The following is a 14,126-nucleotide window of genomic DNA, read 5'->3' as shown; positions in this document are numbered from 1 at the left end:
CGGGTAAAATAAAGACGGTTCCGCCCGTGAGTATCAGGCGAAACCGTCTATTTTGCCAGGTTCAGGATTCGTTTGTTTGATCCTCAACCTGCTGTCCGTTGAAGAACTGTCCGCTTCCCAGCTGATCTACGAATTGCTGCAGCCAGTCGTAGTAGCTTACGGCGTGCTTCAGCTTATGCAGGTCCTTCAGGCACAGCATCCGTTCTTCCTCGGGCGTTTCCAGCGCGAGAATCGTTTCCTGCAGCTGCGGGAGTACCTCATCGACGGCGCCGCGCATCACGTCGATTTCCCGTTGCAGCTTCGTGGCGAAGAAGAGCTGGAACGCTTTAAAGAAGTTGGTCTCGGCTTCGTACAGATCCTTGCGGTCGACCTTCTCGTCGAGCTTGGACACCATTTTGGAATCCATCAAAGCGCGCACGGCATAGCTCATGTTGCTCTTGCTCATATTCATGCTCTCTTGCATCTCGTCCAGCGTCATCGGCCGGTCTTCGAAGAGCATGATGCCGTAGAGCTGCCCGAAGGAGTAACTGACCCCGTATAAGTCCATCGTCTGCGCGATCGCGTCAATCACTTTCGCGCGATGCTGCTCGCGCTGCGACAACGGTTCTTTCATTTTCCCCGAAGTTGCTTTCTTCACGTACTCCGCCTCCGACTACATATCCGCCCATAGGGGTGTTTTGTGAAATTATAGCAGACCCATGAACGAAACGAAATGGGCGCCTTTTTAGTGTTCAATTTTTTTTGAATTTATGATAGGATTAGCGATGAATGTTAGTCGGCAGCGATAAAATAAATATTTTTTTGAATGATGAAAACGAGGAGGTGCTGCATCTTGGCACAATTGACTACAGCAGGGGGCCGCTATGAGGTTGATGCGATCCTGTTCGATAAGGACGGCACGTTAATTGATTTTATTTATACATGGGGCAAATGGAGCGAGCAAATGCTCGGCGAATTCGGTAACCAGCTGGAGGCCAGGGGCTTGCCGGCCATGCATGCCGATATCGCATCGCTATGGGGAACGCAGCACGATAAGGACGGCGCCATTATTGACTATGACCGCAACGGTCCTCTCGCGATGGGAACGCTCGACGATTTGGTTGCCGTGCTTGCTTGGCAGGGTTATCTCGCAGGCATGTCCTGGGCGGAAGCGAAGCTCGCCGTCCAGCAGTGCCGGCAGCATGCGGACGATCAGTTGAACGAGGCGCGCGCCGCGAAGGCGCTGCCGGGTGTAATCCCGTTCCTGGAGCGGTGCCGCGAGATCGGGCTTACGCTCGCCGTCGTGACGGCCGATGAGACATCGGCTGCCGTCAGACAGCTGGAGTGGCTGGGGCTGACGGATTATTTTGCCGAATGCATCGGTACCGATCAGGTGGAACGGGGCAAGCCGTTCCCGGATATGGTGAAGCTGGCGTGCAGCAGGCTGTCGCTTGATCCTGCGCGGGTAGCCGTCATCGGCGATACGAACGGCGACATGAAGATGGCGAAGCTTGCGGAAGCTGCGGTTGCGATCGGGATAGCCGCCAAGGCCGATGAAGGACGGGGTGCGAAGCTGCCGGATGCGGATGCGATTATCGTATCCATGTCAGAGCTGGCTTTGTCGAATGAGCCATGTTGAAAGGTGGTGGGAATACCATGGGCTGGATTCTCTTAGCGATCGCGATTGCATTTGAGCTGACGGGAACGATATCGATGAAACTATCGGCTAGCTTTACCAAGCTGATTCCGTCCATCGTCATGTTCGTCTGTTATGCGGCAAGTTTCACGCTTATCAATTACGCGCTTAACTACTTGCAGGTCAGCGTCGTATACGCTGTCTGGTCTGGCGTCGGCATCGTTCTGATCTCAATCGCAAGCATTTTTATTTTCAATGAGAAGCTGCCGGTCATGTCCTATCTGTGGATAGGCTTGATCGTAATCGGGGTTATCGGCCTGCAGACGAGCAGCAAGGGTCATTGACGGCAGGGCTTGGCAGTGTGTGAGATTCAATTTGAGGGGGCAAATCGACTATGATGCAAAATGAAACGAACAAGCGGCCGCTGTTGACGTTCCAGGTCATCACGGATACGCATATCAACGCAGACCCGGAACATGAGCATAACCGGAATTTTGCCCGCGTCCTGAAGGACATCGCCGCGAATGGGCAGGGAAGCTGCGGCATTATGCACGCCGGAGACATGACGGATAACGGCATGTTGGAAGAGTACGAGGCGTTCTACCGGATATGGAACGAGCATAAGGATCGGCTCCCAGAGCTCTACATTACAAGCGGCAACCATGATATCTGCGACAATTGGCAGGAATGCATGGAGCTCTTCCAGTCGCAGACGGGCATGTCCGGCATGTATCACGATCACTGGATTGACGGTTACCACTTCATCTTTCTCGGGACGGAAGAAGGCATTGGCTTGTATTGCACGTTAACGGAGGAGCAGTTGGCTTGGTTGGACGTCAAGCTGGCGGAAAACGCATCGCCTTCCAAGCCTGCGTTCATCTTCTTGCACCAGCCGCTGAAAAATACAGTGGCGGGCTCTCTCGAGGCGCAGAATTGGTACGGCGTGACGCAGGATGCGGAGCTGAAGGCCGTGCTCGACAAGCATCGCCAAGCCATTTTGTTTACCGGCCACACGCACTGGGAGCTTGCGGCGCCGCATAATTATTTCGACGGCGGCGAGGAGCTGCCGGCGATGTTTAACGCCGCGTCTACCGCGTACCTGTGGACGGACGAGGACGAGCATAAGGACGGCAGCCAAGGCTATTACGTAGAGGTTTATGCCGACTGCGTGCTCGTGCGGGGCCGGGATTTCGAGCGGGGCGAGTGGGTAGAGGAAGCGCAGTTCAAAGTGATTTATCCGGAATTATAATTACTAGTGGAGCCCGACATTTAGCGTGTCGGGTTCTTTGTTATTTCGCTGTTTTCGTAAAAATAAAGACCCGCGCATCTCATGCGCAGGTCTCTCGCTAGATCATTCGAGCGAATAGTCGATTGTTTTCGAGCTGCCATCTTGAAATGAAGTATGCTTCAGCTTGAGCGTATTGCCTTCGCGGCCGGTAACTTTAAGTCCGTCCCAATGTTGGAACGTCGCGTCGGTTGGGTATTTTGCAAGCTCCAAGTACGTTTGTACTTGTTCGGGCGTCGCGACTTTCTCGATCAGCCGCGTCGCCTGGCCCGTCTTCCGGTCGATGAGCGTCAGCCAACCGGTTTCATGCGGGCGAACGACCATTATGTCGTTGTCGTACCACTCCACTTGGAATGCTTCGTCCTCGTACCCGGTGAGCGCGCGCAAATCGTGTTTCGCCTTGATCGCGCCGCCGTCGTCCGCTTCGTATAGCGTCGTACCGTCGATGAACAGCATGCTCCCGTTCGAGCCTTGTTCGATATTGCGAATCGGATGGGTCCCCCAATAGTGCGCTTTCGTTTCGAGCGAAAGCTTCCCGTCCGTTACGACAATTTTGTAAATATCGGTGTTTAAGCTCGGTTCGCCGTAATAGTCGGTGACCGTCAACACGTCCGCGCCCGCCGTTAGGGCAATTCCTAGTCCGCCGTAGCCGCTTAGTTCGACTTTCGTTTCCGCGACAAGTCTCGCCGCTTCCCCTTTGTTCGAAGCGAATAGCTCACCGGTGTTGCGATCGAGCCAATACGTCAGCTCCGTGCTAAGCGTCCCTTTCACCGTCGTCAAGTACCGGTCGTCGAAGTTCAGATTCACCCGCTTCTCCTTCTCCATCCAGTTGACATCTACGCCAAGTGCTTCGCTCACGAACCGGATTGGGACGAACACGGTGCCGTTCACGTTTTTCGGCGGCGCGGCCAGCTTGTACGTCTCTCCGTTCATCGTCGCTGTCGCGCTGCCGAGCTTCATCTCGATGCGATGAGAAGGGTAGACGATCGCGATGCGCTTATCCTCAGTGAAATATGTCGTGCGCGCTTTCAACAAATCTCCCATCTCTCGAAGCGGCAACAGGACGGTACCGCCTTCCAGCCTCGGCTTGTTGTGCAGGTTCACCGTATGGAATTCATTATGCGTCACGGAAACCGCTGCCGCTGCCATTTTCGCGCTCCCGCCCGAAACGCCTGCCGTCAATAAAGTCGCCGCGAATGCGGCGGCGATGATCGCTCTTTTTACAGATGCCATTTTGCAATCGCGCCTTTCGTGTATTCTCGCTAATTCTTTATTCTTAGACGCCGTCACTTCGGAAGGAGTTGCATGGAAGGTAAGAAAAACTTCGATGGAAGTCCTCTTGATCTTCGACCATCACATAGTTCCTCCGGGTCAAAATGACTATATCTATTCGTCTCGAAAGGAGAGGAATTCTGTCAAATAGGTTTGAAAAATAAAGAATTTGCAATTGAGTAGCGTAATCGGGATTTGCATATAAGCCGTGAGGCAGGATCTGCCCTTTTAAATGCTTCATCCGTGAAAGCTATTTTTGCGGAAAAATGTTGATATGTCCGTTCTAACTGTGCATTTGCGCTTTTTCCGTGCTTTAAGAATCATTTATCGCGATCGGTGCATCAAAATCGATTTCTGTGCGTCAAAGACGATATAACCACCACAGGAACCGCAGCTTTATCGAGCCAGCCCGGGGTGGAATAAAGAAGGAGGCAGATCGAATCGATGAAAAGAATTGTTTTCACCCTGCTTGCCCTTGTTTTATTCTTTGGTGTGCTGATCCCCGCAGCGGGAGCGGCTGAGCTGACGACGGAACAGAAGTTCGAAGTATTGAAGGACGAAGGAATCTTCACCGGTTTCGAAGACGGAACGTCCCGTCTGTACGAGTCGATGACCAGAGAGCAGTTCGCGGCTGTGCTGTTCCGGTTATTAGAGATGTCGAAGACGTCTGGTTCGCCGAGCTACAACGATGTGCTGAAGTCGCGATGGTCATATGGCGAGATTGAAGCGGTTACCGATTACGGGCTTATGAAAGGAGTCGCTAACCGCATCTTCGCTCCAACCTTGAAGGTTACGGTGGAGCAGCTGGCGGTCATTCTCGTTCGGGCCAACGGATCCGGCAATGGAGCAAGCAAGGTTTATGGGAAAGTATCCGAGTGGGCGAGAGAATCCGTCGGTATCGCATTGAAAAACAAGTGGATTCCGGAGCAAAACGACTACACCGAATATGCGACACGCGGCCTTCTGGTGAAAGCTGTTTACGCTATCTATGCGGATTCGCAAATGGATGCGCTGAATGTTTCTTCGGTCGTGCCGATCGAAAACAATTTCTTAATTGTGACGTTGAGCACGAAGGCAACATCCGCGGACAAAGACAGGTTCGCGCTCCAAGATGTCTACGGCAATCGAGTGGATATTGAGCGTGCAGTCTTGAGCTCCGATGGATGGAGCGTATCGGTCTTTACCGAACGCCAAGTCGGCAATCGGACCCATTATTTATACGTGGATGGCATCGCGCATCAATATACCGCTCTGCCTGGCGATACGACGAAGCCGACAGTAGATTCGCTCGTCACCCTGCCCCCGCGGACCATCGTGATCACGTTCTCGGAACAAGTGGATTCGAGAACCGCCACGAATATAGCCAACTATGGCCTTAATAACGGTTTGAAGGTCATGGATCTTCAACTGTCATCGGACAAACGGAATGTGACGCTGACGACGTCGCAGCAGGAGGACGGCAAATCATACCGGCTCACGATCAGCGGCGTGAAGGATTTGGCGAGCAATGTGATGAATCAGAAAGAATTTACGTTTATCGGCAGCAACGATGTCAAGAAGCCAGCCGTTACTTCGGTGAAAGTGAACGCGGACGCTTCGGTCACCGTAGTATTCAGCGAGAAGGTTAATCGGGATCAAGCCGTTAATACAGGCCGCTATGCGATCGACAAAGGATTATCGGTTACGAAAGCGGCGCTTGCGGATGACAGCCGTACCGTGACCTTGACGACATCGCCGCAGAAAGACGCAACGGTGTACAGCTTGGATATTGCCGGCATTTCCGATTTGGCGGGCAATGTAATGGATCCGTCAAGGAATTGGCAGTTCGGCGGCGTAGCGAATCCAGTCGTTCCGGTCCAATTGGAGAACATCGCTGCCATTAATGAAAATACGCTGGCAATATCGTTTACCCGTGCTATTACCGATTCGGACGTGAACAATTTGAAAGTGACAATCGTGACCGATAACGGGGCTGCCGTGTCAATGACCGGTTGGTCGGCATTCGAGCTGCGCAAGCCTGGAACCGATAAGGCGGTTACTGTCCAGTTCCGCAACAGTGACAGCAATCCGGCATTGTTCCGTCCCGGACATGTGTATGTCGCAGCCGTTACCGGCGTTGCGACGCTGAATACCGCAGATCATGCGAATCAAGCGACGTTCGCCGGTACGGATTTGGAAAATCGGATTCCATACGTCACGAAAGCCATTCCGCTAAGCAGCACAACCGTGAAGGTGCTGTTTAGCGAGCCTGTGAAAAATGTCAGCAAAGCGGCTTTCGTTATTCGTGAGACAGACGGAACCGTCATCGGAATCGAATCCGACGGATTGAACGATACCGGCAAAATCGTCACTGAGGTCGTCTTGAAGCTGAGTGGCAGCCTGAAATCCGACAAGAAGTACGAGATGACCTTCCAAGCGGGAATCACAGATGCCGCGGGATGGAACAGGCTGCAGACGCAGAGCGGCTCGGATGCGTATAGAGTGTATTTTGACGGTGTTCAATAATCTACATGAGTTAAGCAGCGAAGCAAGGGCTTGGCCTAGGACGAATCAAGGATATGAAGGCGGCAGCCAGCCGCTCTGTCGGTGTGCGGGAAAACCGCGCGTACGGTTTGATAAGGGGGGGACTGGGAAACCAGTCCCCTACTTTACATATTCACTCTATTCTTCGTTGCAATACAGACTAGGGGGAGCTATGACTATGAGCCTGATATTCCGTCATCGCAACCTTTCCATGTACTCCCCCGTCTGGAAGTCTAAAGGGGGCGTTCTCCATGAAAAAAATGGCGCTGATCGGGATTATCGCGCTCGCTTGCGCATTTTATGCCGGCTATCTTGCAGGCGGCGGCCGTGAATCGGCAGGGGAGCAGGAGCGGCCGACCATCTATTCGCAGTGGATCAAGGCCGAGAAGCCGCCGATCCCGAAGGTTGCCATCGATGGGAAGGACATGGTTGTGAAACGGGGCTCATATACATGGTGCCAGCCCGGCTCCGGTGAGACGAACACTTGCACGAGCGTAGATGCGGCGGCTATACCCGAGCCGGAACCGGTCTCCGTGAAAGGCGGTTCGCTGATTCAGCCGACTGCGCCGGAGAGGATCAAAGAGCTTACTTTAATCAATACCAGCAAAGGTTTCAGCGGGGACGCCTACTATGTGCCGACCGCGAAAGGGGTGTACACCTACCGTATTTATTGCGAATGGTTCCTGGATCAGGGGCAGGCCGATTTCTTTTTCACGGTGAAGGTGGAGTAGACGTCTGTCTTAATGAAGTCAAGGCGGCGTTTCACCCAGCAGCGGCAAGTCGTCTTCATACATGCGAAGCGTTCTGCGATAGGCGCGCTTCATCCGTTCCAACTGCCCGGCAAATAGGCTCTGGGGCTGTTCAAGCGCTCGCTGGATCGGCACAATCCGACACCTTGACAGCTTACTATTCTTCGAGATGCACACCCATGTCGGTACGTACTCAATGCCTGAGAGGCTAACGGTTCCGCCGGATGTTTTTCGAAGCTTGATACGAAGGATCATGCCTGTTATGGCGTCATCATTGCCGTGCAGCCGGGAGGAAATAAAATTGCCCAGCGAGTAGATGGCGAACCGTTTTCTCCTCCGGCCGCCGATATCCGTTACCATGCGGCTCTCGGCCGGCTGAAGAACATGCGGATGCGAGCCAAGAACCACATCGGCTCCCTGACGAAACAAGAATCGGGCCCATTCCTTTTGGTGAACGGCCGGACTTCGGTGATATTCAATGCCGAAATGCATGCAAACGATAATGAAGTCCGTTACCGCCCGCATACGTTCCAGATCCTTCCTTATACTTGCGCGGACAATCTTCTTGACCCCGGCAGGCTGTCCTGCGGGAACCGGAATACTGTTCGTACCTCTCGTATACGATACAATGCCGATCCGAATTCCCCCGACCTCCCGAACATAGAGCGATCGTGATTCTTTCTTGGTCCGGTACGTTCCGACATGAGCGATCCCGTTATGATCGAGCACTTCAAGCGTCCGTCTGAGACCATGAATGCCGTAATCCATGCAATGGTTGTTTGCCGTATTGATGACATCGAAGCCGACCTTCTTCAAAGCGGGAGCGAAGGCATCCGGACAATTTAAGATCGGATACCGATTCTTCGGATTTCGCTTCGTCTTCTTGAAGTCGTCATCGGATCCCCCGGCGAAGGTTGTCTCAAGATTGCCTATCGTCAAATGCGCATCCTTCAGATAGGGGGCAACCGGCTCAAACGCCTGCTCGAAAGCGTAAAGTTCACTTTTGTTGTCCGCAGAGTCCTTTGGGTTGTCAGTGGTGCTCATTAATCGAACCAACATGGGCTTTATCAAGAGGTCGCCGACAGCGGCTATGATAATATCGTTTGACATGCGGTTGTCCTCTCTAAGCTTAGGTTAATATCCTCATGCCACTATACGCGGTTCCGCCGGCTTTCGTTCGAAGTTAAAAGGCGGATGGCCACAGGACCATCCGCCTTTGAAAAACCTCTGGTTTCGGAGTCTTGTTTGCAACTACGCAGTCTCTAACGGCCATTTCTGCTCATTAGTTCAGATTGTAGAGAAGCGCGGCAGCATGAGAGATCGCCCGAAAATTCTAACGGATGCTCCAGTGCTTATTTGCAAAAAAATGGCCTTTCTTAAAATCTAACGGTTGCCAGAGGGGTTACTTGCCCCAAATCGGAAGAATTCGCTGCCCCAATCGCCAAATAGCGTCTCTGAAAACCGTTAGCCTTTCAAAAGGGCCATTTTAGGCTAAATAGCGTGCGTGGCAACCGTTAGCGTTTGCGCGGCAGCATGAGGCAATTTCGATTCTCGAAGTCATTCAAGACGTGGATGATTCCACGTTAGAAATCGACAAACAAGCCTGATGTCAGTCAACCTGGGCATCACCTGATGAACCTTCAGACTTTCTTAAAAGCTAAAGGCGGATGGCCACAAGACCATCCGCCTTTAGTTCGCTCTAGCCGTCCATCCACTCGCGCCGCAGCGTAAACAGATCCTTGAGCGCCTCGGTCGACAACTCCGTGATCCAGCCCTCGGAGCTCGTAATGACATTGTCGCTGAGCTGCTGCTTACTCTCCAGCATCTCATCGATCCGTTCCTCCAGCGTGCCGAGCGAGATGAATTTGTGCACCTGCACGTCACGGGTTTGCCCCATCCGGTACGCGCGGTCGGTTGCCTGGTTTTCGACGGCCGGATTCCACCAGCGGTCGAAATGGAACACATGGTTCGCCGCCGTCAAATTGAGCCCGACGCCTCCGGCCTTGATCGAGAGGATGAATACGTTTGGCTGCTCATCCGCAGGCAGCGACTGGGATTGAAATTGCTCGATCATCCGGTCGCGCGCCGTCTTGGATGTACCGCCGTGCAGGTAGAGCACGGGCTCGCCAAGCTCTTGCCCAAGCACGCGCTGCAGCATCTGTCCCATGCCGATATACTGCGTGAAAATCAAACAGCGCTCGCCTTCCTCGCGAAGCTCCTTCACCATCGCCAGCAGACGCTCCAGCTTGGCCGAACGGCTGATCAAAGGCTCAGCTGCCACCAAGCCTTCCTCGTTCGGTTCCGGCAATGGCTCCTTCGTCAGCAGCATCGGATGATCGCACAGCTGCTTGAGCTGGGTCAGCGCCGCCAGAATGGCGCCTTTGCGCTCGATGCCCTCCAGCGTCCTCACTTTCTCCATCAGCTGATTGACCGTCTGGTCGTAGAGCGCGCCTTGCTCGGCGGTGAGGTGAATGTAGGTTTTCATCTCGTTCTTATCCGGCAGGTCAAGCTGGATGGCAGGGTCCTTCTTCTTGCGCCGCAGCATGAAGGGCTTTACCAGCCGCTGCAGCTCCTGCGTGCGCTCCTCGTCCCGCGCCTTCTCGATCGCTTGGCTAAACTGCTCGTTAAAGGCACGCGAGCTTCCCAGATAGCCCGGATTGATAAAATCGTAAATCGACCACAGCTCCGACAGCCGGTTCTCGATCGGCGTACCGGTGAGCGCGATGCGGTGCCGCGCGGGAAAACCGCGAACAGCGGCGGATTGCTTGGTCCCGGCATTCTTGATGTTCTGCGCTTCATCGAGGCAGATCGCCGACCAATGGAAACCGCCGATCGTTTCTTGATCCAGCGCAGCGGTGGCATAAGAGGTCAGCACCAAATCCGCTTCCCGAGCTTCCGCGGCAAAAGCGCCGCCGCTCTGCCGCTTGCTGCCGTAATGCAGCATGATCCGCAGGGATGGAGCGAACCGGCGGATCTCCTTTTGCCAGTTGCCGAGCACGGAGGTAGGACAAATGAGCAGGGAGGGCGCCGGTTCAGCGCCGCCCGTTTGGGCAAGCTCCTTCACGTGCAGAAGGTAGGTGATGAACTGCACGGTTTTGCCGAGGCCCATGTCGTCCGCCAAGCAGGCGCCAAGGCCGAACCGGCGCAGGAACGCGAGCCAGGCGAAGCCATCCCGCTGATAGCTCCTCAGCTCCGCTTGCAAGGCAGCGGGGACAGGGGCAGCCGGCCACTCCGTCTGCTGGGTGAGCTGCGCCATGAGCTTCGTCAAATGCTCATTCAGCTCCACCTCCATCTGAATGCGGTCCGGATCGGCCTCTCGATCTCCGCTCGCCGAGTTATCCGCTGCGCCTTCAGCACCGCTGCCGAGCAAGTGCAGCTGCAGCACGTCTTGGAACGACAAGCTGCTGCCGCGGTCCAAGCTCGCCATCGCTTTGCGGATTTGTGCAAGGAGCACCGGATCGAGCGGCACCCAGCTGCCGCGGAAGCGAACGAGCCGCTCGCCGCGGGCGACGAGCTCCGCAAACTCCTCCTCGGTGAGGTCGGTATCGCCGATCGCGATGCGCCAGTCGAAATCGATGAGCGAGTCCAGCCCGAACAGCGAACCGCCGCCGCCCGTGCTTTCCCCTGCGCCGGAGCGTACCTTTGCCTGCAGGCGAGGTTTTCTACGGCTGGCCGCCTCCCACCAAGCGGGAAGCAGCACTTGCCAGCCCGAAGCGAGCAGGCGCGGGCTGCCCTCCGTTAAGAACTGCCACGCGGCGTCGCCCGTCAACGGGCAGTTTAGCACGTCATCGTCGCGGCCGGCGAGCCGCGACGCGGGCAAGCTGGCTTGCAGCTGCGTCAGCCAAGCGGCCGAACGCTCGCGCACATGCGGCGACCACGAGGCCGGCCACGAGCCGAGCGCCGCGCCGTCCCTCGTCAGCCGCACCGGCGCAAGCAGCGACGGCTCGTGCTTGTCCTGCAGCACGAGTGTCAGCTGCCATGCCTCGCCTGCGTCCTCGCCAGGCTCGAGCAGCTGCAGCAGCGGCCGGAACGGCGCCGTATCGGCCTTCCAGCCGGACGCGATAAGCCATGCCTGCGCATCCATGCCGGCCGTGGCAGCCGCGCGGTCCTTCGCGTAGAGCATCGGATAATCGCGGCGCAGATCCGCTGCCGATTCTTCCGTGCCGTAGCAGCGCGCGAAGACGGCGGCCGAGAATGCGGCGCGCACCCCGCTGCGGAACGCGGTGCCATCCTCGTTGGCTTCATCGGAATCACCGCCGTCGCCGTCGCCATGCAGCCCGTATTGCCGCAGCGCCTGAAGCGCCTCCGCCCCAAGGCGGCTCTCGTCCCAAGTCCACTGCAGCTTGCCGCGCCGGAAGGCTGCGAAGCTCGGCACGAAGCTCCGCTCCTCCAAGCACGCGGCAAGATGCGGCGCGACCGCAACGAGCGCGGAAGCGTCATTTTCCCAGATCCATTCTAAATGCTCGAGCAGCCGGCGTTCGCCGAAGAACGGAATGACCTGCTCCGATGGGAGTACGATCAGCTCCATATCCCGCACCTTCTCGATGTCGAGCTCCGTCCCGTAGAAGGACGGTTCATGCCAGGCAAACAACCGGTGCTTAATGTGAATGGCGGTTGTCGGATAACCGGGGATCGAGCCGTAGATCAGCGCGTCGCCGTGCGAGGTGAGGCTGACCTCAATCGTTACCGAATCCATATGCACGCTCATGACAGCAAACCTCCTCTCCGCAGCTCTTCCTGCAGCGCCCGGAGGCGGCTGTGGCGCGCGATGAAGGCACTGAAGAACTGCTCCCACCGCTCGGGCTTTTTGATTCTCGCATACAACTTGTTCAAGCGTTTCAAGAGCTTCACCGCCGCCTTATAGCTGTCCCGGTTCTTCAGCAGCACATAGCGCTCGACCGCCTGATGGTAGAACGGCAGCAGCAGCTCCGGCGCTTCCTTCTCAATCGGCTTCAGCACGCCGACTTTGAATTCCAACGGCTCTTGTCCGCGGCTCAGCTGGTAATCCATCCATTGCTGCCATTTGCCGTAGGTCAGCAGATTCTCTTCATAGAGGGTGCGGGAATAGGGGAGCATGGCGGCTAGCGTCGTCCACATCCGCGGCTCCGCCTCCTCGATATGAGCCAAGGCGGTTTGCCAGTAGTCGCCGTACGAGGTCAAGTCGTCGCCGCGGAAGCCGCCAAGGAGAGGTCCGACCTGCTCCAGCCAGCTTACCAGGCGGGCCCAGGCTTTAGCCTTAATAAGCGCTTCGAATAAAGGCGCGACTTGAAGCGGCTGCAGCGATTGTTTGCCGGCGGCATCGCGAAGCAGAGTCCAAGCGTCCTCGTCGCGGTTCAGCTCGAACAGCAGCAAGCATTGCGCCAGCGTCCAAGGCAAATAGGAGAGGTGCTGCCCCAGTGCTTCCGCAGCCGTTCGCAGCTCATGCAGCTCGTCTAGGACAAGCTCCGTTCCGCCGTCCAAATTCGGCCGAATCCACTGCATCCAGAACGCTTGATACAGCTTGGTGAAGCAGTTTAAGCTGCGGTCCTCTCGCAGCATATGGGTGCGCAAATAAGCCAGCGTTTCCTTAAGGCGCGGCCAGTAGGCGGGTTCGGAGGCAATCGGCAGCGAAGCGGCAAGCCCGTTCAAAGCGGCTGCAAGCAGCTCGTCCATCGCAAGCTGGGTGTGATAGCCCATGAACAGGCCAGAATGGCGCCAATCCTCCTGCGCCGGCTTCACCAGCTTCTCGAGCGTGAACAAGTAGGCATGCAGCCCGAATAGCTGCTCCCCAACGTGCGTAAGCGCCGGCTTTAAACTATTAATGCCGGCAAGCATGTCCTTGGCCTCCTGCATGAAGCGCGGACTATGGCCGAAGGTACCGAGCGTCGCGGCAAACCGTTCGTGCCACGCTTCGATGCGGGATGAGGCCAGCTCTTCCGGCTCAAACGGAGCAGGACGCGCGGGCAGAGCCTTGCCTTTGGCGGCTGCCGCGCTAGGTCTGCCCGAGACGGCCGCTGCGGCGCGCGCATTCACGATGGCGGGAATGGAGCGCTCTTGCTTGGCGGCATAATAGAGCAGCACCGCAATGATATGCTTGCAGCCGCCGGCAACGGGACAGGAGCATTCGCTCTTGTCGATATGCAGCAGATCGAGGGTTACATCGTAGTGCTCCGTACCGTCGACGGCAGCTTCCACGAACGCCGGCTCGCTCATCGTGACGGCATGAACCCGGTCCTGCTTAAAATATTGAAAGCCCCGCTTTATCGTAACGTCATCGAAGCTGCGGCCCACCTGCGCTACGAGCTGAGCCCACTGCGCATCATCGATGGCATATGGCAATTTAGTGGTCATGGTTTTGGCGTCTCCTGCACGAGAATTCATAAACTGCATTCTATTATATCAGGTTTCGCAGCATGCAGAACCAAGAAGTCAAACCCGAACATTCAATGGAGTCTATAAATAATAGTTCGCTTCTAGAACCGAAATTGATTAAAAAACAATTGACACCGCTGCTTCATGCCATTAATCTAGTAAATGATTTGCCCAACTAAATAATAGAAGCCAGTCCGTTCGTATATCCTCAATAATATGGTTTGAGGGTCTCTACAAGGAGCCGAAGAATCCTAACTACGAGCATAGGGGTACGTGTATCTATGACCCTCCCTATGCTCGGGGTTAGGTTTTTTTATTTGGGGGAAACTAC

At 55.6% G+C, this 14,126-nt stretch carries 10 protein-coding genes and 1 riboswitch; of the genes, 5 read left to right on the top strand and 5 right to left on the bottom strand.

Annotation, left to right across the window (positions count from 1 at the left end):
* Positions 1 to 61: 61 nt before the first annotated feature.
* Positions 62 to 637, bottom strand: a complete 576-nt coding sequence (locus DL346_RS21740; protein WP_420849591.1) for a GbsR/MarR family transcriptional regulator — start codon at positions 635 to 637, stop codon at positions 62 to 64.
* 195 nt (positions 638 to 832) lie between these two features.
* Here DL346_RS21740 and DL346_RS21735 point away from each other — a divergent pair, with 195 nt between their 5' ends.
* From DL346_RS21735 to DL346_RS21725, 3 genes are read left to right on the top strand one after another with little or no spacing between them, the layout of a single operon-like run.
* Positions 833 to 1,618, top strand: a complete 786-nt coding sequence (locus tag DL346_RS21735) for an HAD family hydrolase (protein WP_240633349.1) — start codon at positions 833 to 835, stop codon at positions 1,616 to 1,618.
* A gap of 17 nt (positions 1,619 to 1,635) precedes the next feature.
* Positions 1,636 to 1,959 (top strand): DMT family transporter, encoded by a 324-nt coding sequence (locus DL346_RS21730; protein ID WP_112884460.1) that lies wholly within the window; start codon positions 1,636 to 1,638, stop codon positions 1,957 to 1,959.
* Positions 1,960 to 2,009: 50 nt separating this feature from the next.
* Positions 2,010 to 2,864 (top strand): metallophosphoesterase family protein, encoded by an 855-nt coding sequence (locus tag DL346_RS21725; RefSeq protein WP_112884459.1) that lies wholly within the window; start codon positions 2,010 to 2,012, stop codon positions 2,862 to 2,864.
* 102 nt (positions 2,865 to 2,966) lie between these two features.
* Here the strand turns inward: DL346_RS21725 and DL346_RS21720 are convergent, their stop codons facing one another.
* Entirely contained in the window at positions 2,967 to 4,133 is a 1,167-nt protein-coding gene (locus tag DL346_RS21720) for a copper amine oxidase N-terminal domain-containing protein (protein ID WP_112884458.1), read from the bottom strand.
* Positions 4,134 to 4,616: 483 nt separating this feature from the next.
* Between DL346_RS21720 and DL346_RS21715 the strand changes: the two genes are divergently transcribed.
* Together DL346_RS21715 and DL346_RS21710 are read left to right on the top strand one after the other, a co-directional pair.
* On the top strand, positions 4,617 to 6,677 hold the full coding sequence (locus tag DL346_RS21715) for an Ig-like domain-containing protein (protein ID WP_112884457.1): 2,061 nt from the start codon (positions 4,617 to 4,619) through the stop codon (positions 6,675 to 6,677).
* Between the two features lie 269 nt (positions 6,678 to 6,946).
* The gene (locus DL346_RS21710; RefSeq protein ID WP_112884456.1) at positions 6,947 to 7,426 is read left to right on the top strand and encodes a hypothetical protein; all 480 of its coding nucleotides are present in this window, start codon (positions 6,947 to 6,949) and stop codon (positions 7,424 to 7,426) included.
* Between the two features lie 18 nt (positions 7,427 to 7,444).
* Here DL346_RS21710 and DL346_RS21705 read toward each other — a convergent pair whose 3' ends face one another.
* From DL346_RS21705 to DL346_RS21695, 3 genes are all read right to left on the bottom strand, one after another.
* On the bottom strand, positions 7,445 to 8,554 hold the full coding sequence (locus DL346_RS21705; RefSeq protein WP_112884455.1) for a CapA family protein: 1,110 nt from the start codon (positions 8,552 to 8,554) through the stop codon (positions 7,445 to 7,447).
* 589 nt (positions 8,555 to 9,143) lie between these two features.
* Positions 9,144 to 12,152, bottom strand: coding sequence for a DEAD/DEAH box helicase (locus tag DL346_RS21700; protein WP_112884454.1), 3,009 nt, complete (start codon positions 12,150 to 12,152; stop codon positions 9,144 to 9,146).
* Positions 12,149 to 13,774 carry an SWIM zinc finger family protein gene (locus DL346_RS21695; RefSeq protein WP_165822620.1) on the bottom strand — a complete coding sequence of 542 codons (1,626 nt, stop codon included), beginning with the start codon at positions 13,772 to 13,774 and terminating at the stop codon, positions 12,149 to 12,151. Before DL346_RS21695 ends, DL346_RS21700 begins: the two co-directional genes overlap by 4 nt.
* A 199-nt stretch (positions 13,775 to 13,973) precedes the next feature.
* A riboswitch (purine riboswitch) is annotated at positions 13,974 to 14,073 on the top strand.
* Positions 14,074 to 14,126: the final 53 nt, after the last annotated feature.

Origin of the sequence: Paenibacillus montanisoli (assembly GCF_003268025.1) — a bacterium.
GTDB lineage: Bacteria > Bacillota > Bacilli > Paenibacillales > Paenibacillaceae > Paenibacillus_Z > Paenibacillus_Z montanisoli.
Note: the sequence above shows the minus strand (reverse complement) of the source record. Positions and strands in the feature narration are given on the sequence as shown.